The sequence below is a fragment of the Ferrovibrio sp. MS7 genome (genome assembly GCF_038404985.1).
GTDB classification, from domain to species: Bacteria; Pseudomonadota; Alphaproteobacteria; order Ferrovibrionales; family Ferrovibrionaceae; genus Ferrovibrio; species Ferrovibrio plantarum.
On the sequence record NZ_JBBKBA010000001.1, the window covers coordinates 775,379 to 793,501 of the forward strand.

Consider the following 18,123-nt stretch of genomic DNA (forward strand, 5'->3'; position numbering starts at 1 on the left):
GCTGCATCGATGCAAGCGGTGCCATCATAATTCGCCCGATACTGTCTTATTGCGAGTGCAATTCACTTTAATTGAGAAAATTACCCGGCGCTTGACCTTCCCATGATGGGAGGCCCTATCTAACCCCCATGAACCAGATGAACGCCCTGATTGGCGGGTCTCCCGCCGCCCATCCCGCCGCCGCCCAGCCCGGCTCCAAGCCCGGCCCCCAGTCCGGCCCCCAGTCCGGCGCTGCCAGCGGTCCCGTCACCGACCTCGCTATCGAGGGCATGACCTGTGCTGCCTGCGCCAGCCGCGTCGAGGCAGCACTGCGCAAGGTGCCGGGCGTGCGCGAGGCAGCGGTCAACCTCGCCACCGAGACGGCGCGGGTCACCTGGAATGCGTCCCCTGGCGCAGCAATGGGTGATGAAACCGCTTTGCTGACAGCGGTGAGCAAGGCCGGCTACAGCGCCACCGCGCAGGCTCCGGAAGCCATCCCGGCGCCGCGCCCGGATACCGTCACGCCGCTGAAATTCCAGGCCATCGCCGCGCTGCTGCTCACCCTGCCACTGATGCTCGACATGGCGGCGATGTGGGCCGGGCTGCCGCACCTGATGCTGCCGGTCTGGGCGCAGGCGGTGCTGGCCGGCATCGTGCAGTTCGGCTTCGGCGCGCGCTTCTATGCCGGCGCCTGGCGGGCGCTCAAGGCTGGCAGCGGCAACATGGATCTGCTGGTGGCGCTCGGCACCTCGGCGGCCTATGGCCTCAGCCTGTGGGTGGTCTACCGCCATGGCTCCCACGGTAGTCACGCATTGTATTTCGAGGGCGCCGCGGCGGTGATCAGCTTCGTGCTGCTCGGCAAGTGGCTGGAGGCGCGCGCCAAGCGCCGCACCGCCGATGCCCTGGATGCATTGTTGAAGCTGAAACCAGCCGAGGCGCATCGCCGCCGCGAGGATGGCAGCATCGAGGATATCGCCGCCGGCCGCATCCGGCTCGGCGACCTGCTGCTGGTGCGCGCCGGCGAGGCGCTGCCCGCTGATGGCGTGGTGGTGGAAGGCCGCGCCAGCGTCGATGAAAGCATGCTCACTGGCGAAAGCCTGCCGGTGGAGAAAGCCATCGGCGACCGCGTGGTGGCCGGTGCGGTGAACCGCGATGGCAGCCTGTTGCTGCGTGCCACGGCGGTGGCGCAGGAAACCATGCTGGCGCGTATCGTGCGCGCGGTGGCGGCGGCGCAGGCGGCCAAGGCGCCGATCCAGCGCCGCGTCGATCAGGTCTCTGCCGTGTTCGTGCCGGTGGTGGTGTTGCTCGCCCTGATCAGCTTCGGCCTCTGGGCCGCACTCGGTGGCGATATCGAACAGGCCATCATCAACGCCGTGGCGGTGCTGGTGATCGCCTGTCCCTGTGCGCTCGGCCTCGCCACACCTGCAGCGTTGATGACCGGCAGCGGTGCCGCCGCGCGCGCTGGCATCCTGGTGCGCGATGCGGAAGTGCTGGAACGCGCCGGCAAGATCAAGGTGGTGGCTTTTGATAAGACCGGCACGCTCACCGAAGGCAAGCCGGCGGTGACGGACCTCATTCCGGGCCGTATCGCTGAAGAGGGCGGCATCACCGAGGCTGCATTGCTCAGGCTCGCCGCAGCCCTGCAGGCCGGTTCCGGCCATCCGCTGGCAGCAGCCCTGCGCCAGCGCGCCGCCGGCATCGAACTGCCAGCATTGACCGCGTTCCGCGACCATGCCGGCTTCGGTGTCTCAGGGGTTGTCGAAGGCCGTCGCCTGCTGCTCGGCACCGCGCGGCTGCTGCAATCGGAAGGCATCGATGTCGCCGCCTGGAAACAGCGCGCACAGGATCTGCAGCGCCAGGGCCGCACAGTGTCGTGGCTCGCCGCCGCCGATGGCACGCTGCTCGGCATGATCGGTTTCGCCGACCGTCCGAAGCAGAGTGCGGCGCGCGCCGTGGCGCGGCTCAAAGCCCGTGGCATCGCGGTGGCGATGCTCTCCGGCGATGCCCAGGGCGCGGCGGAAAGCGTGGCGCATGTGCTCGGCATCGATCATGTGGAAGCGGAAATCCTGCCCGAACAGAAGGCGGCGGCGGTGCAAAGGCTGCGCGCCCGCTTCGGTGCCGTGGCGATGGTGGGCGATGGCGTCAACGATGCACCGGCCTTGAGCGAAGCCGATCTCGGCATTGCCATGGGCGGCGGCACCGATGCTGCTATCGGCGTTGCCGGCATCACGGTGATGCGCGGCGATCCTGCCCTGGTGGCCGATGCGCTGGAAATCTCCGAACGCACCGAAGCCACCATCCGGCAGAATCTGTTCTGGGCCTTTATCTACAACCTTGTCGGATTGCCGCTGGCTGCCTTCGGCCTGCTCAACCCGGTGATGGCGGGCGCGGCGATGGCGTTGTCCAGTGTCAGTGTGCTGGCCAATGCCCTGCGGCTGAAAGGCTGGCGCCCGGCCGCTTCGGAGACAGGAGACAACGCATGAAAACCATCGGCGAAGCTGCGGCGGATTCCGGCGTCTCGGCCAAGATGATCCGTTATTACGAGAGCATCGGCCTGCTGCCCAAGGCCGGCCGCACCGCCGCCGGCTACCGCAGCTACGGCGCGTCCGATGTTCATAACCTGCGTTTCATCCGCCGCGCCCGCGATCTCGGTTTCAGCCTGGAGGAAATCGCCAAGCTGCTGTCGCTGTGGCGCGACCGCGAACGCTCCAGCGCCGATGTGAAGGCGATTGCCTTGCGCCATGTCGCCGAACTCGACCAGCGCATCGCCGAGATGACCGCGATGCGCGGCACGCTCAGCCATCTCGCCGATGCCTGCCATGGCGATGGCCGGCCGCATTGCCCGATTCTTGATGAACTCGGCGAAGGCCCGAAGCCGCTTGATGGCGATAGCGCGAAGCCACCGGCTGATTGCTGCGCGCCAGCGGAATAGGCGGGGTCGTGCCATAAATCGTCATCGCCGCCGGGCCCTTCGGGCCTGTGCGCCCACGAACGCCGCTGGCGTTCGCGCGCTTACAGTGACCCGGCGATCTCAGCCCGCGTGTCGCGAGATGCCCGGATCAAGTCCGGGCATGACGATGGTTGATTTAGTTCTAATGTCTCCCCGCCCGCTTTCGCGGGAATGAAGTCAAAAAGCGCGCATAGCCAGCCCTTCGGGCCTCTGCGCCCACAGCCGCTTCGCGGCTGCGCGCTTAGAGCCCTCAGGCCTCGTCCGCCTCGATGACGCAGAACACCATGTCGACCCTCTCGCCATTGGTGGAGAGCGGCAGCAGTAGGGTGCCGCGCTCGAACAGTTGGCCGCGCAGCAGCGAGCCCTGGTCATCCTGGGGGCCATAGAAGTGGTTGCAGTCGTAGACGAAGCTGCGCCGCTCGATCACCACGCGGTAATTCAGCAGCACCTCGTCCCAGGTATCGTCTTTCAGGTGGTGGCCGATATGGTGGCCCCGCACCGCCCGGCCGGTGGGGTCGAAGCCCCGCATGCGCACCTGGCGGGTGCCAACCAGGCGATAGCGCAGGAAGGGCGGCTCGGCCAGCACCTCGGTCAGCACGATATCCGGCAGCAAGTCGGGTATTTCCTGCGGCTGGATATCGGCGCGGGCCGGCATCAGGCGGCCCTGGCGCTTCCCGTCCCAGTATTCATAGGCCCGCCGGATGCGTGGCGAGCAGACCTTAAGAAAGTCCAGGGTCAGCAGGCGTGGATGGCTGGACCGCTTCAGCGCTTCGTCCAGGTCCGGCTCTAGGTCGGGGGGCATGGCCGGATAAAACCCGGTTTTGTGCGGTGCCTCAAGCGGTAACTTCCCCCCTTTTCGCGGCTGTGTTACCCTCCAAAGGTTGTAGTTGCATCGGGGTCTCCGCCGCTAATGCGCCGTGCGCAATCCATCCTGGGTTACGCCCTGTTCGCCATCATCGCCTTGGCGGTGGCGCTGAACGTCTATGTCCATGTCGAATTGCGCGGCGATGCCGAGCGCGACGAGGTGGCGGTGATGGAGCGACTGGCGCGCATCCATGGCCAAGACCTGGAAAGCACGCTCGACTCCATCCGCTATTCGATGGAAAAGGCGGCCCTGCTCTACCGCCTGCTGGACGGCCAGCCGGAACGCTTCCATGCCGAGCTGAAACGGCTGGAAAGTGAGATTCCGCAGATACGTGCCATCGGTGTGGTCGACCTGCAGGGCCGCGTCATCCATTCCTCGCGCAGCTATCCGCCGCCGCAGATCGTCCTGGCCGACCGCGAGTATATTTCCTACTTCATCCAGGGTGGCTCCGCCGCCTCGCGCATTGGCGGCCCGGTGCGCAACAATTATGACGGCCAGTGGCAGATCGGTATGGGCGTACCGCTGCGCGACGATGCCGGCACGCTGATCGGCGTCGTCACTTCAGTGATCGACCCGGTGCAAATCGCCAGGGATTTCGCCAACGGCATCACCGAGGGCGATTTCGTCGGCCTGCTGGATGACAAGTTCCGCCTCGTCGCGCGTCATCCCTGGCGCGAGGATGCCATCGGCCGTGCCTATCCCGATGCGCCGGCCTACCGTGCCATGCACAACGATCCCAGCCTGCCGATGTTCAGCGGTTTGATCGAAAACACCTTCGATGGCTCGTTGCGCTTCGCCGCCGTGCGCCGGGTCTATGGCGGCACCCTGGTGCTGGCGGCATCGCGCTCGCAGGACGCGGCGTTGCGCAACTGGCGCAGCCTGGCGGTGCTGGTCAGCGCCGCCTCCGCCGCCACCGTGCTGCTGGCGGCGCTGGCCACCTGGCAGGCGCGGCGACGCATCGAGACCGAGGAGCGCAAGAATGCCTCACTCGCCTCGCTGAATGTGCAATTGCAGGAACAGACCACGCGCGCCGAGCGTCTGGCCGCGGCGAAAAGCGAATTCCTCGCCACCATGAGCCATGAGATCCGCACGCCGATGAATGGCGTGCTGGGCATGGCGCAGGCATTGCAGGCGATGCCGCTGCAGCCCAGCGCGCGCGAGGCGGCAGAGATCATTACCGAAAGCGCCGCCAGCCTGCTGGCGGTGCTGAACGACGTGCTGGATTACTCGCGGCTCGAGGCCGGCAAGCTGGCGCTGACATCGGCGCCGTTGAGTCTCGCCGCCGTGCTGCGCCATATCGAGGCGCTGTTTGCTTCCGCCGTGCAGGCCAAGGGGCTGGATTTCCAGGTGCTGGTGGCCGATGGCCTGCCCGATGGCGTGGTCAGCGACGAGGCGCGGCTGCGCCAGATCCTGGTCAACCTGATCGGCAATGCGGTGAAATTCACCACGCAAGGCTATGTCCGTGTTGCCCTCAGCCGTTCTATCGGCCCGGCCGGGCTGCCGATGCTGCGGCTCGAAGTGGCCGATAGCGGCCCCGGCATCGCGCCCGAGGCGCAGGCTCATATCTTCGACCGCTTCACCCAGGAAGATGCCTCGATCAGCCGCCGCTTCGGCGGCGCCGGTCTGGGGCTGGCGATCACCAAGCGTCTGGTGGAACTGCTCGGCGGTCGCATCGGCTGCAGCAGCGAGAAGGATCGCGGTGCGCTGTTCTGGGTCGAACTGCCCTGGCAGGAAGCGGTGGCGGCAGAGCCCCAGGCTGTAGTCGCCCCGGCGCCGCAGCCGCAGCCCCAGCTTGCCTTGTCCAGCCCGGCGAAGCTGCTCTGCGTCGACGACAACCTGGTCAACCGCCGTACCCTGCAGGCCTTGCTGATGCCGTTCGGCTTCGATCTGACCCTGGTGGAAAGCGGCGAGGCGGCGGTGCAGGCGGCGCGTGGCGCAAGCTTCGACAGCGTGCTGCTGGATATCCACATGCCGGGGATGGATGGCTTCGAGACTTTGCGCGCCCTGCGCAAGCTGCCCGGCACGTCGCAGGCCCGCATCCTGGCGATGACCGCCGATGTGATGCCGGAGGCGGTGTTGCGCTATGAAAGCGCCGGCTTCCAGGGCGTGGTGGCGAAACCGCTGATCATCAAGGATCTGCTCGGCGCCCTCGCCCCGGCGGCTTGAACGCCCGAGTCCGGCGGCGTGATAGCCGAACCGCCGCGCCAGTACTGGCGGCGGCTCGGCTTACGCCTCGCCGGTTCTGCTAGCGGCTCGGCTTACGCCTCGCCGGTTCTGCTAGCGGCTCGGCTTACGCCTCGCCGGCGGCAGCGGCCTTGCTGCGCTGGTACTGCGCCACGAAGTCGATCGGGTCGAGCATCAACGGCGGCACGCCGCCATCGCGGGTCACGTCGGCGATGATACGGCGGGCGAACGGGAACAGCATGCGCGGCGCCTCCACCAGCAGCAGCGGCTCGACATGCTCTTCCGGGATGTTCTGCAGGGTGAACAGGCCGGCATAATGCAGGTCGGCGACGAAGGCATTCTCTTCGCCATGCTTGGCTTCCACCAGCACGCGCAGCACCACCTCGAACAGGTCGTCGCTGACGCGCTGCGCCTGGGTGCCGATATTGACGCCGATTTGCGGCGCTTCGTTGATGGTGAAGGTGCGGGGCGCCATCGGGTGTTCGAAGGACAGATCCTTCACATACTGCACATTGACGCTGAAACGCGGCGCCTGCTCGACTGCTTCGCTCATCGACTTTTTCTCCAGGTTGAAGGCGAGACGGCTAACATGAATCGGGGGGCGTCACAAGCCGCGCAACCCACGTCCAGGCCCCTGTTTGGGGCACATATCTGCCCGGTTTTTCAGCGGGTTTCGGCTCATCCGCCCCTTGGCGAAACCCGCCTCAGCCCCTACATCTTTGACAACGCCGGGCAACCCCGCCTGGACCGGGGCAGGCTAACTCGGTAGACTTCAGGCAAATAGGTAGATTTGGGCATCATGGGCGACAGCGGTTTCCAATTCCTCGATATCCTGCTGCTTGGCGCCATCGCGGTGTTCATCGCGCTGCGCCTGCGTTCCGTGCTTGGCCAGCGTACCGGCCATGAACAGCAGCGCCGCGCCCCGGCCCCGGGCGGCGAAAGCGCCGCCGATACCGGCGACAATGTGATTGCCCTGCCGCGCCGCGATGCCGAGGCCGAAGCGGCCGAGGCTGCCGATCCCAAGATCGCCCGCATCCGCGCTGCCGATCCCAACTTCACGGCAGACGAGTTCCTGAAAGGCGCCGCCTGGGCCTATGAGGAAATCGTCGGCGCCTTCGCCGCCGGCGACAAGCAGGTGCTGAAGGGCATGCTGTCGCGCGAAGTCTTCGCCGATTTCGAGAAGGTGATCGACGACCGCGCCCGCCAGGGCCATACCCAGGAAACCACCTTTGTCGGCCTCAAGGATGTGGCGATCATGGAAACCGCGCTGAACGGCCGTACGGCGGAAGTCACCGTGCGTTTCGAGAGCGAACTGATCAGCGCCACCCGAGACCGCACCGGCGCGATCATTGCCGGCGATCCGCAGGCGGTGGAGCGCGTCACCGATATCTGGACCTTCGCCCGCGATACCCGTTCGCGCGATCCGAACTGGACCCTGATCGCTACCGCCAGCCCCAACTGAAATTGATGCTGCGCTGGCGCGTCCTCTCGCTCGGCCTGCTGCTGCTTGGCCCGTTGCTGCTGGCTGCATGCGCGCCCAAGGCACCGGCTCCGGAGCCGCCGAAACCGCCAGCCATCGCCTTCCGCCCCTCAAGCTTCGCCGAACTGCCCGGCTGGCAGGCCGACCGGCTGGAGGAAGCTTTCGCGGCCTTGAAGGATTCCTGCCCGCGCATCCTGGCGCAGCGCGGCAAGGCCGGGCCGGATGGTTTCGCGGTCTATGGCAAGCCGGAGGAATGGCAGCCGTTCTGCACAGGTATCGCCCGGCTGCAAGCCAATGATGGCGCCGGCCTGCGTCGCCTGATCGAGGCCGAGTTGCAGCCCGTGGCGGTGCTGGGCGAGGGCAAGGCGGAAGGCCTGTTCACCGGCTATTACGAACCGAGCCTCAAGGGCAGCCGCCAGCGCCGGCCGGGCTATGACGTGCCGCTCTACAAGCTGCCGCCCGACCTGGTGCAGGTGGATCTCGGCCTGTTCCGGCCCGAATGGCGCGGCCAGCGCACCGCCGGGCGGGTCGAGGGCGGCTTCCTCAAGCCCTATGACGACCGCGCCGGCATCGAGGCCGGCGCCCTGGCCGGGCGCAATCTCGAACTCGCCTGGGCCGCCGATCCGGTCGCTGCCTTCTTCCTGCAGATCCAGGGTTCGGGCCGCATCGAACTGGCGGAAGGCGGCGTCATGCGCGTCGGCTTCGCCGGGCAGAACGGCCATGTCTACACGGCGATTGGCCGCGTGCTGATCGACCAGGGCGTGATGACGCGCGAGGAAGTTTCGATGCCCGCGCTGCGCGCCTGGCTCAGCACGAACCCGGACAAGGCGCCGGCTTTGCTGCGCGAGAACCGCGCCTTCATCTTCTTCCGCGAATTGCCCACCCCCGCCGATCCCAGCGCCGGCCCGCCGGGCGCGCAAGGGCTGCCGCTGCGTGCCGGGCGTTCGCTCGCCGTCGACCGCAGCCATGTCGCCATGGGTCTGCCGCTCTGGCTGGCGGCAAGCTATCCCGCGCCCGAGGCGCCTTATGCCGAGCAGCCGCTGAACCGCCTGATGGTGGCGCAGGATACCGGTGGCGCTATCCGGGGCGGCGTGCGCGGCGATGTGTTCTGGGGCCATGGCGCGGCTGCCGAAGCCATCGCCGGCCGCATGAAGCACCAGGGCCGCTACTGGTTCCTGCTGCCCAAGCCAGCCGCCGCGCGGCTCGGGGTGTCGTGAGGGTCTTTAAACCTCGTCATCGCCGGCCTTGATCCGGCGATCTCAGGCCGTTTGGAAAAAGCTGCCCGGCTCACTGTAAGCGCGGGAACGCAAAGCGTTCCTGGCCGGGCATGACGACAGATTCTAATTCTAAAAACGCTCCAGGCTGTCTTGAATACACTCACTAGCGCTGCGGCAGGCTGGCGATGAAGCGTTCCAGCAGCGGGCCCCAGACGGGCGGCCCGTCGCGGCTGGTGAAAAGCCCATGGCCGTCGTTGCCGAAAGCCGGCAGCAGGTGGAAATCGGCCTGACCACCCGCCTTGCTGAAAGCGGCATGCATGGCCTGGCTGATTTCGGGCGCGAAGAACGTGTCGTTTTCGGTATAGACCCACAGCATCGGTTGCCGCGCCGTGGCGCCGAACCGCCCTGCCGCCTCGATCAGTGCCTTCGGCGCGCAGTTGTTATGCGGCTTGTTGTCGGCCCAGCCGCCGCGCCCGCCGGCGAAATTGGCGAAGCCCCACACACCCTCCGGGGCGCGGCTGGCGAAGGCGATGGTGCCCCAGCCGCCGGCCGATTGCCCCACCACCAGGATGCGGCCGGCATCCACCTGCGGCTGTTCGCGCATGTAGCGCAGCGCGGCGTCGATGTCGTTCGCGGTCTGCAGGCCGCCGCCGACATAGTTCGGGCTGTTGCAGGCGCCATAGGTCTCGGCCCAGTCGCTGCCGCTCTCGCCATAGCCGCGGCGCAATGGGAAGGCGAGGGCGAAGCCACGCTTGAGGAACCAGCTCGCGAGCGCGCTGGTGCAGGAATAGGGCTGGGTCGTGCTGCGCCGGCTGGCATCGGGCGGTGAGCCGTGGTTGACAATGGCAAGCGGGAATTTGCCCGCGCCAGGCGGTTGGCAGCTACGCAGATACAGCACCGTGCTGCGCCGCTCGCCATTCACATACACCGGAATCCAGTGATTCTGCTCATTGCCGGCACCCTGCGGCGGCGCTATCGGCCCGATCGTCACGCCTTGCGCCTGCGTGGCCGCCGGGATCAGCAGGCCGAGCAATAGGGCGAGCCAGAGGCCGAGGGCGGGGTGGCGCATCGCGGCAGCCTAGTCCTTCGGCGGTTCGTTGTCGCCGGCGCCGAGGCTGCGCTGCATCAGCACGCTGTCGACCCAGCGACCGAACTTGAAGCCGATGCTCGGCAGGGTGCCGATGGTCTTGAAGCCGAAGGCGGCATGCAGGCCGATGGAGGGGGCATTGGCGCTGTCGCCGATCACCGCGATCATCTGGCGGTAGCCGCGCGCCGCGCTTTCATCGATCAGCGCCGGCAGCAGCAGCCGGCCGAGGCCGCCGCGCCGCAATTCCTGGCGGATATAGATCGAATTCTCCACCGTGAAGCGGTAGGCCCGCCGCGCCCGGTAAGGCCCGGCATAGGCATAGCCCAGCACCGGCCCGCCGGCGCCCTCGGCGGCGACGATATAGGGATAGCCGGCGGCACGCAGGGTATCGAAACGCCGCGTCATCTCGGCCAGATCCGGCGCCTCCTCCTCGAAGGAGGCGAGGCCATTGGTCACGTGATGCGCGTAGATTTCCTGGATTTCCGGCAGGTCGGTGCTCTGGGCGGGGCGCAGGATAGGCATCAGTTTTCCTCGTCGAAATGGGCCAGCCGGTCGAAGTTGGCCGTGTAGTTCACCGCCTGCTCGGCACGGATGGCACGGGCCAGGTCGGCGGCGTTGTCGAACCGCAGCACGTGGCAGAAGCGCGTCTCATGCGCCGTGCCATGCACATCCTCATAGGCAATGCTGCCGATCAGGTAGAGCCGGTTCTGCTGACCCTCGATCAGCGCGCCGAGCATATCCGGCGGGAAGGGGCCGCCGGGGGCCTGGCTGCGCAGGCTGATACCGGGGCCGAGGCTCGGCAGCGGCTGGGCCGGGTTCGGCCAGTCTTCCGGCGCCGGGAAAGGCTGGTCGTCCGGCAGCGGCTGCGGCAGCACCTTCAGCGCCGCGCTCTGGCGTAGCCGCAAAGCCGGGCTGCGGCCTTGGTTGGTGATACTGAACTGCCCGGCCACCACCATATAGGCGCCGAAATTGCTCAAGCCCGCCGGTTCCACCACCAGGTAGGCACGGTTCTCGCGGGTGGCGGCGGCCCGGGCAGCCTGGGCCTCGCGGATACTGGCGGCTGTTGCCGCCTGCCGCTGCTGCAACAGCCGGGCCGCGAACCAGCCACCCAGCGCCAGGCCGGCAAGCAGCACCGCCAGCAGCAGGCCAAGCAGCAGGTTGCGCTGGCGCTGCGCCGCCAGGCTTTGGGCGTCATGCTCGGCCTGGGCCTTGAGGTTGCCATGCCAGGTATCCAGCGCCGGCAGCGCGACGGACAGGAAATCGTAGATCGCATCATCGCTGGCGCCGCTTTTCGCCGAAGCGTTAGCCTGGGCAGCGGGGCCAGCAGTGGAGGCTGGGGCCGGGGGCGAGGCTTGCTGGGCCTGGGTTTGCTGGGCCTGGGTTGCCTGGGGGACGCCCAGCAGCAGGGCAATGCCCAGGACCAGAGTGGCGGCCAGGGCCGTGGTGAGTGGGGACGCGTGCGGTTGAGTCGGCATGAAAACTCGGCCAGGAGGCAATGACTGGGGAATCCGATGCGGCTTTGCAGTGCGAATCGCCTGAACCCGCTTTAGCTTCATCTTACGCAGGGCTTTTCGCGGAGTCTCGCGGCTTGTGGCGAAAAACCGCCATCCTGCCGCTGCTCCCTGCGACGCCTGCAGGCCTTGGCTGGGCGACAGATTGAAAACCGCACATCATTAAAAATACTTGCTTTTCTGATCAACTTGTCCGACAACCAGACCATAATTGACCCTGGTAGAGCATGACCGAACTGAACGCCATCCCGCGCGCGCCATCGCTGGCCGATGATGTCGCCGCCGCCCTGCTGGCCCGCATCGTCAGCGGCGAATGGGCGGTGCATGCCCGGCTGCCGGCGGAAAAGGCGCTGGCCGCCGGCTTCGGGGTCAGCCGTGCCGTGGTGCGCGAGGCCATCGCGCGGCTGAAGGCGGAAGGCTATCTCACCACCCGCCAGGGCAAGGGCGCCTTTGTCGCCGCCGTGGATGAGGCGGCGCGGCCGGCTTCCGGCGCCAAGGCGGACGGTTCCAGGGGAGAAGGCGGCAGGAGCGGCTTCCGGCTGCCCCCGGCGGTGGATGCCCATTTGCTGGAACTGCGCACCCTGATCGAATGCGACTGCGCCGAACTGGCCGCGCTCCGCCATACCGAGGAAGACCTCGCCGCGATGCGCCAGGCACTGGCCGAGATGCGCGCCGCCATCGAGGCCGGCGGCCTCGGGCTGGCCGAGGATATTCGTTTCCACGAGGCCCTGGCCCAGGCGTCCGGCAACCCGGTGCTGGCGCGTTTCGCCCAGTATGTCGGTCGGGGCCTGCGCGAAACCATGCAGCTCGCCCGGCTGTCCAAGCTGCGCTACGAGGACCGGCTGGACGATATCGAGCGTGAGCATCAGGCGATCCTCGCTGCCGTGGCCGCCGGCGATGGCGCCGAGGCCCGCGCCCAGCTCGCTGCCCATATTGCCAAGGGCAAGGCCCGGCTCGGCCTCGCTGCACATCTGGCCAAATCCAGTTAGACTGAAACCCGACGCCCCAAGGATCAGCCAGCACCCATGACCCACGCACCCACCCCGCCGAGCGAGCGCCCGTCCCAGCCGCGTGTCGCCCTGTTCGTCACCTGCCTGGTGGACCTGTTCCGGCCCTCGGTCGGCTTCGCCGCCGTGAAACTGATGCAGGATGCCGGCTGCCTCGTCGAGGTGCCGCCCAGTCAGGTCTGTTGTGGCCAGCCGGCTTATAACAGCGGCGACCGCAAGGACACCACGGCCATCGCGCGCCAGGTGATCGAGGCCTTCGAGGGCTATGATTTCGTCGTCGCGCCGTCCGGCTCCTGCGCCGGCATGCTGCGCGAGCATTACCCGGCCCTGTTCGCCGCCGAGCCGGCGATGAAAGCCCGCGCCGAGGCCTTCTCGGACCGGGTCTGGGAACTCACGTCCTTCCTGGTCGATGTGCTGCGGGTCGAAAGCGTCACGGCCAGCCTGGCGGCGAAAGTCACCTACCACGATTCCTGCTCGGGCCTGCGCGAACTCGGCATCAAGGCGCAGCCGCGCCAGTTGCTCGGCAGCGTGCAGGGGCTGGAGCTGCTGCCGCTGGAGGGTGCTGAAACCTGCTGCGGCTTCGGCGGCACCTTCTGTGTCAAGTATGGCGAGGTTTCGGCCGATATCGCCGGGCGCAAGACCGAGAAGATCGCCGCTTCCGGCGCTGAACTGCTGTTGGCCGGCGATATGGGCTGCCTGATGAACATGGCCGGCAAGCTGAAGCGCGAGGGCAGTGCTGTCCAGGTGCGCCATGTCGCCGAGGTGCTGGCCGGCATGACGGATACGCCGGCGATTGCGGAAGGCGAGGGCTGAGCCATGACCATGCCGATCACCTCCTTTGCCTTCAAGGACAATGCCAAGAAGGCGCTCGCCGATCCCAATCTGCGCAAGGCCATGGCGATCATCGGCGGGCCGATGGCCAGCCGCCGCGTCGAGAGCGCGCAGCAACTGCCGGAATTCGAGGCGCTGCGCGATGAGGGTCTTGCCATCAAGAAGCATGTGATGGCGCATCTCGACCTTTACCTCGAACGCTTCGAGCAGGCGGTGACCGCCAAGGGCGGCCATGTGCATTGGTGCCGCACGCCGCGCGAAGCGCGCGAGACCATCCTGGCGCTCTGCCGCTCGCGCGACGCCAAGACCGTGACCAAGGGCAAGTCGATGGTCAGCGAGGAAATCGGCCTCAACGGTTTCCTCGAACAGCATGGCATCCAGCCGGTCGAGACCGATCTGGGCGAATACATCATCCAGCTCGCCCATGAGCCGCCGAGCCATATCATCGGCCCGGCCCTGCACAAGACCCGCGAGCAGGTGGCGGAATTGTTCGAGGAGCATCACCCGGATTACGCGCCGAATGGCGTGAAACCAGGCAAACGCTCCACCGAGCCGCAGACCCTGGTATCCGAGGCCCGCAGCGTGCTGCGCCAGGCCTATTTCAAGGCCGATGTCGGCATCACCGGCGCCAATTTCCTCATTGCCGAAACCGGCGCCACGGTGATCGTCACCAATGAAGGCAATGGCGACCTGACGCAGAGCCTGCCGAAGATGCATATCGTGATTTCGAGCATCGAGAAGGTGATGCCGAATCTCGAGGATGTCTCCACCATCCTGCGCGTACTGGCGCGCTCGGCGACCGGCCAGGAAATGAGTTGCTACACGACGCTCTCCTGCGGCCCGAAGCGCGCCGACGACGTGGATGGCCCGGAAGAATTCCATGTCGTGCTGCTGGATAATGGCCGCAGCGAAATGCTTGGCTCGCCGCTGGAAGACCTGATGCGCTGCATCCGCTGCGGCGCCTGCATGAATAATTGCCCGGTCTATCATTCGGTCGGCGGCCATGCCTATGGCTGGGTCTATCCCGGCCCGATCGGCGCCGCGCTGGATCCGCATATGATCGGGCTCGAAGCCGCCCAGCATCTGCCCAATGCCTCCACCTTCTGCGGCAAATGCGAGGAAGTCTGCCCGATGCGGATTCCGCTGCCGAAGATCATGCGGCATTGGCGCGAGCAGGCGCATGAAAAGCGCATCACGCCGCCGCTGCAGCGCTATGGCATCGAGGCCTGGGCCTGGCTGGCGCAGCGCCCATGGCTGTATCGCCTCGCCACCCGGCTTGGCATCGGGCTGCTGGGTGCGCTGGGCAAGCAGAAGGGCCGCTTCGCTTCGTTGCCGCTGGCGAATGGCTGGACAGCGGCGCGCGATTTCCCCGCGCCGCAAGGCGATACCTTCATGTCCCAATGGCAAAAGCGCCAGTCAGTAAAGCAGGACGGGGGCAAGTAAGATGGCGACGTCGCGCGACAAGATTTTCTCGACGCTGCGCCGTGGCCTGGGCCGTGGCCCGGAAGATGCGGCAGCGCAAGCCCGCGTCAACCAGCGCATCAGCAATCCACAGCCGAACCTGATTCCTAAGCGGGCGCAATTGCCGCAGCCGCAGCAGGTCGAGTTGTTCATCGAAAAGGCCACGGCCTTGACCGTGACGGTGGATCGCGTCGCTTCGATGAATGACGTACCGGAAGCGGTGGCGACGTATCTGGCGCAGCGCAATCTGCCGACCACTATCCGCATGGCACCGCATCCTGATCTGACCAGCATCCCCTGGGCCGACAAGCCGATGCTCAGCGTCGAAACCGGGCCGGGCCGCTCCCAGGATCTGGTCAGCGTCACCCCGGCTTTCGCCGGCATCGCCGAAACCGGTACGCTGATGCTGCATTCCGGCAGCCAGACCTCCACGACGCTGCATTTCGTACCCGACAACCATATCGTGGTGATGCGCGCGAGCCAGATCACCGGCAGCATGGAAGATGCCTTCGCGCGGTTGCGCCAGAGCATCGGCGGCGTTGCCAACTGGCCGCGCAGCGTCAATCTGGTGACCGGTCCATCGCGCACCGCCGATATCGAAGGCGTGCCGGTGCTCGGCGCCCATGGCCCGCGCCAGCTTCATATCGTGCTGATCGACGATGCCGCCTAAAAAGCTTGGATTGAAGCCGGTGCCATTGGTGCCCGATGGCGAGGTGTGGAACAGCGTCGCCAAGGAAGTGCGGCCGCTGAAACGCGGACCGGACCGTGTGCCGGCGCCGCTGGCGCCGATGCCGAAAGTGCTGCGGCCCGAGGCGCCGTTCCCGAGCGACTATGCCCGCGCCGATAATCTCAAGAAAGGTCCGGGAAAGGGCGTCTCGGCAAAGCAGTTGCCGCAGATGGATTCGCGCCTCAAGCAGCGTCTGGTGCAGGGCCGCATCCCGGTGGAGCAGCGCATCGACCTGCATGGCCTCACGCTGCGCGAAGCCGAACGCGCCATGGACCGGCTGCTGCGCGACTGCATCGCGCGCGGCCAGCGCGGCCTGCTGGTGATCACCGGCAAGGGGATCACCACGGGCAGCGAACCGCCGCCGCTCTTCGAGCGCCGCGGCGTGCTGCGCGCCTGGCTGCCGGAATACCTGCGCCACGGCCCCTGGCGCGACCAGGTGCTCGGCATCGCCCCCGCCCGCCAGGAACAGGGCGGCGCCGGCGCCTTCTTCGTGTTGTTGCGGCGCCAGCGCGAGGAAAGCTAGACTGCCGGCCATGCGCCGCCGCCTGCTGATCCTGCTGGTTCTGCTGCTGCTGAACCCCCTGCTGCTGAGTTCGGCAGCGCGGGCCGGTGGCATTGAGCATATCGACCTGCCCTCAGCCAGTCTGGGCCGCGTCCTTCCCGCCTATGTCTATCTGCCAAAAGGCTATGCCGAGTCGAATTTAAGCTATCCGGTGCTGTATCTGCTGCATGGCTTTGGCGGCAAGGATGGCGACTGGCTGGCCCAGGGCAACCTGGAAGCCACCATGGACCGGCTGATCGAGGCCGGCACCATCCCCCCGGCCCTGGTAGTGATGCCCTCGGCGGAGCGGAGCTGGTATGTCGATACGGCTGGCAGCGAGAAGATGGAAACCGCCTTCATCCGCGACCTGCTGCCCGGCATCGAGAAACGCTACCGCGTGCTGGCACGGCGCGACGGGCGGTTGCTCGGCGGGCTTTCCATGGGCGGCTACGGCGCCATGCGCTTCGGCCTGAAATACCCGGAACTCTTCGCAGCCGCCGCCCTGTTCAGCCCGGCGATTTACAACCCGGAGCCGCCGGAGAATTCCTCCGCCCGCAAGGTCGGGGTTTTCGGCCAGCCCTTCGATGTGGCGCGCTGGCAGGCGCTGAACTATCCCGCGCTGCTGCCGGGCTTCCTGGCCAAGGGGCTGCCGCTGCCGACCTTCATCGCATCCGGCGACGACGACGAATTCCAGATCGAACTACATGCCACGCTGTATTACAGCACGCTGCGCCGCGCCCGGCAGCCGGCGGAACTGCGCATCGTCAACGGCGCCCATTCCTGGGCGGTGTGGGAGGGCAGCCTGGCCGAGGCGCTGGGCTACATCTTCCAGACTGCGGCCAAGCCTCAGGTCACCGAATAGGCTGCAAAAACGGCCCGAAACGGTTGGCTCGGCTGGCGGATTCGCTATAGTCCGGCCCAAGCACCCCCCGAATTTTCCGCAGAGGCGCCCCATGCTCCGCAACTCCCTCGTCACCGTGTTCGGCGGCTCCGGCTTCATCGGCCGCTACGTGGTCCAGAAGCTGGTCGAGCAGGGCGCTCGGGTGCGGGTGGCGATCCGCCGCCCGGATGAGGGCCTGTTCCTCAAGACCATGGGCGCGGTCGGCCAGGTCGAGCTGGTGCAGGCCAATATCCGCGTGCCGCGCTCCATCGCCGCTGCCCTCAAGAATGCAGACTATGCCGTCAACTGCGTCGGCATCCTGCAGCAGGGCGGGCCGCAGAGCTTTGCCGCCGTGCAGGCTTTCGGCGCCGAAGCGGTGGCGAAACTGGCCAAGGATGCCGGGGTGAAGCAGCTTGTGCATGTCTCGGCCATCGGCGCCGATGCCGATAGCGCGTCGGGCTATGCCACCAGCAAGGCGGCGGGCGAGGCCGGGGTGAAGAAGCAGTTCCCCAGCGCTGTGATCCTGCGCCCCTCGGTGGTGTTCGGCGCGGAGGATGATTTCTTCAACCGCTTCGCCACTATGGCCTCCCTGGTCCCGGCGCTGCCGCTGGTCGATGGTGGCCACACGAAAATGCAGCCGGTCTATGTGGCGGATGTGGCGGAAGCGGTGCTGCGCAGCCTGACCAGCGCCGAAGCCGCCGGCCAGACCTATGAGCTCGGCGGCCCCCAGGTCTACAGCTTCAAGGAGCTGATGCAGCTCACGCTCAAGGAAATCGGCAAGTCCCGCCTGCTGCTCCCCGTGCCGGGCGCGGCGCTGAAGCCGCTGGCCTTCGTGCTGGAAATCCTGCCGCTGCCGTTCCAGGCGCCGATCACGCGGGACCAGATCGAGCTGCTGAAGGCCGACAATGTGGTGGCGGACGGCGCCAAGGGGCTCAAGGATCTCGGCATCGAGGCGACCGCGGCGGAAGCCGTGTTGCCGAGCTATCTGATCCGCTTCCGCCGTGGCGGTGGCAAATTCGAGCCGCGTTTCAGCTAGGCTGGCGCCGCCCGATTGTATGCGTACAAAGCCCGGCTCAGCCGGGCTTTTTCTTAGGCATTTCTAGCATATTTATTGAAAAACCAACAAATAAACTAATACCGTTTCGGACCTATTGCTAAAGCAGCAACCCCCCATATACCCCCTCGGGGAGTCACCTGGGGGTGCGAAATAAAATTATTAGTCATAAATACTGACCTATCGGCGTTTTTTTGCTTGCGGAGTCGCGAGCTGGACAATAAAAGCTTAAGAGAAGCCCGGCGGACCCCTTCTTGGAGTGTCTGCGCGGGCTTTTGCCGCCCCGGTGCAACTCGCTGAGCACATCCCCCAGGCTGGCAGCCCCGCAAGACCGGGCGGATCGGCCAGG

Annotated in this window: 17 protein-coding genes; 12 read left to right on the forward strand and 5 right to left on the reverse strand. The window is 66.7% G+C overall.

The genetic code is table 11. The features are described 5' to 3' along the window. The first annotated feature begins 128 nt into the window (after positions 1–128). Both V6B08_RS03660 and cueR read left to right on the forward strand, forming a co-directional pair. Entirely contained in the window at positions 129–2,462 is a 2,334-nt protein-coding gene (locus V6B08_RS03660; protein WP_341978214.1) for a heavy metal translocating P-type ATPase, read from the forward strand. Then, a complete protein-coding gene (gene cueR, locus V6B08_RS03665) occupies positions 2,459–2,911 on the forward strand; it encodes a Cu(I)-responsive transcriptional regulator (RefSeq protein WP_341978218.1) in 453 nt (150 codons plus the stop codon). The genes V6B08_RS03660 and cueR overlap by 4 nt, the downstream gene beginning before the upstream one ends. Before the next feature lie 268 nt (positions 2,912–3,179). Here the strand turns inward: cueR and V6B08_RS03670 are convergent, their stop codons facing one another. Further along, positions 3,180–3,731: a PAS domain-containing protein gene (locus V6B08_RS03670; RefSeq protein WP_341978220.1), complete on the reverse strand. Its 552-nt coding sequence runs from the start codon at positions 3,729–3,731 to the stop codon at positions 3,180–3,182. A gap of 108 nt (positions 3,732–3,839) precedes the next feature. On the opposite strand from V6B08_RS03670, the gene V6B08_RS03675 reads away from it, so the two are divergent. Continuing rightward, the gene (locus tag V6B08_RS03675; RefSeq protein WP_341978222.1) at positions 3,840–5,960 is read left to right on the forward strand and encodes a hybrid sensor histidine kinase/response regulator; all 2,121 of its coding nucleotides are present in this window, start codon (positions 3,840–3,842) and stop codon (positions 5,958–5,960) included. Positions 5,961–6,084: 124 nt separating this feature from the next. Here the strand turns inward: V6B08_RS03675 and secB are convergent, their stop codons facing one another. Next, entirely contained in the window at positions 6,085–6,531 is a 447-nt protein-coding gene (gene secB / locus V6B08_RS03680) for a protein-export chaperone SecB (RefSeq protein ID WP_341978224.1), read from the reverse strand. A 246-nt stretch (positions 6,532–6,777) separates the two neighbouring features. Here secB and V6B08_RS03685 point away from each other — a divergent pair, with 246 nt between their 5' ends. Both V6B08_RS03685 and mltA read left to right on the forward strand, forming a co-directional pair. After that, a complete protein-coding gene (locus V6B08_RS03685) occupies positions 6,778–7,440 on the forward strand; it encodes a Tim44/TimA family putative adaptor protein (protein ID WP_341978226.1) in 663 nt (220 codons plus the stop codon). Between the two features lie 5 nt (positions 7,441–7,445). Further along, complete coding sequence (gene mltA, locus V6B08_RS03690; RefSeq protein WP_341978228.1) at positions 7,446–8,675, forward strand: murein transglycosylase A; 1,230 nt, start codon at positions 7,446–7,448, stop codon at positions 8,673–8,675. Between the two features lie 163 nt (positions 8,676–8,838). Here the strand turns inward: mltA and V6B08_RS03695 are convergent, their stop codons facing one another. Genes V6B08_RS03695 through V6B08_RS03705 form a run of 3 tightly spaced genes read right to left on the reverse strand, consistent with a single transcriptional unit; the run spans position 8,839 to position 11,237 of the window. Next, positions 8,839–9,744: an alpha/beta hydrolase family protein gene (locus tag V6B08_RS03695; RefSeq protein ID WP_341978230.1), complete on the reverse strand. Its 906-nt coding sequence runs from the start codon at positions 9,742–9,744 to the stop codon at positions 8,839–8,841. 9 nt (positions 9,745–9,753) lie between these two features. Further along, positions 9,754–10,284 (reverse strand): GNAT family N-acetyltransferase, encoded by a 531-nt coding sequence (locus V6B08_RS03700; RefSeq protein ID WP_341978232.1) that lies wholly within the window; start codon positions 10,282–10,284, stop codon positions 9,754–9,756. Beyond that, the gene (locus V6B08_RS03705) at positions 10,284–11,237 is read right to left on the reverse strand and encodes a hypothetical protein (protein ID WP_341978234.1); all 954 of its coding nucleotides are present in this window, start codon (positions 11,235–11,237) and stop codon (positions 10,284–10,286) included. Before V6B08_RS03705 ends, V6B08_RS03700 begins: the two co-directional genes overlap by 1 nt. A 263-nt stretch (positions 11,238–11,500) precedes the next feature. Between V6B08_RS03705 and V6B08_RS03710 the strand changes: the two genes are divergently transcribed. The 7 genes from V6B08_RS03710 (at position 11,501) to V6B08_RS03740 (ending at position 17,756) form a co-directional block, all read left to right on the forward strand. Continuing rightward, positions 11,501–12,262: a FadR/GntR family transcriptional regulator gene (locus V6B08_RS03710; protein WP_341978235.1), complete on the forward strand. Its 762-nt coding sequence runs from the start codon at positions 11,501–11,503 to the stop codon at positions 12,260–12,262. Positions 12,263–12,298: 36 nt separating this feature from the next. Beyond that, complete coding sequence (locus tag V6B08_RS03715; RefSeq protein ID WP_341978237.1) at positions 12,299–13,093, forward strand: (Fe-S)-binding protein; 795 nt, start codon at positions 12,299–12,301, stop codon at positions 13,091–13,093. A gap of 3 nt (positions 13,094–13,096) precedes the next feature. Beyond that, complete coding sequence (locus V6B08_RS03720) at positions 13,097–14,554, forward strand: LutB/LldF family L-lactate oxidation iron-sulfur protein (RefSeq protein ID WP_440588792.1); 1,458 nt, start codon at positions 13,097–13,099, stop codon at positions 14,552–14,554. 1 nt (position 14,555) lies between these two features. Then, the gene (locus tag V6B08_RS03725) at positions 14,556–15,242 is read left to right on the forward strand and encodes a LutC/YkgG family protein (protein ID WP_341978240.1); all 687 of its coding nucleotides are present in this window, start codon (positions 14,556–14,558) and stop codon (positions 15,240–15,242) included. Beyond that, entirely contained in the window at positions 15,232–15,822 is a 591-nt protein-coding gene (locus V6B08_RS03730) for a Smr/MutS family protein (protein ID WP_341978242.1), read from the forward strand. Before V6B08_RS03725 ends, V6B08_RS03730 begins: the two co-directional genes overlap by 11 nt. A gap of 10 nt (positions 15,823–15,832) precedes the next feature. Continuing rightward, positions 15,833–16,702: an alpha/beta hydrolase gene (locus tag V6B08_RS03735; protein ID WP_341978245.1), complete on the forward strand. Its 870-nt coding sequence runs from the start codon at positions 15,833–15,835 to the stop codon at positions 16,700–16,702. Between the two features lie 91 nt (positions 16,703–16,793). Then, on the forward strand, positions 16,794–17,756 hold the full coding sequence (locus V6B08_RS03740) for a complex I NDUFA9 subunit family protein (RefSeq protein ID WP_341978247.1): 963 nt from the start codon (positions 16,794–16,796) through the stop codon (positions 17,754–17,756). Positions 17,757–18,123 lie beyond the last annotated feature (367 nt).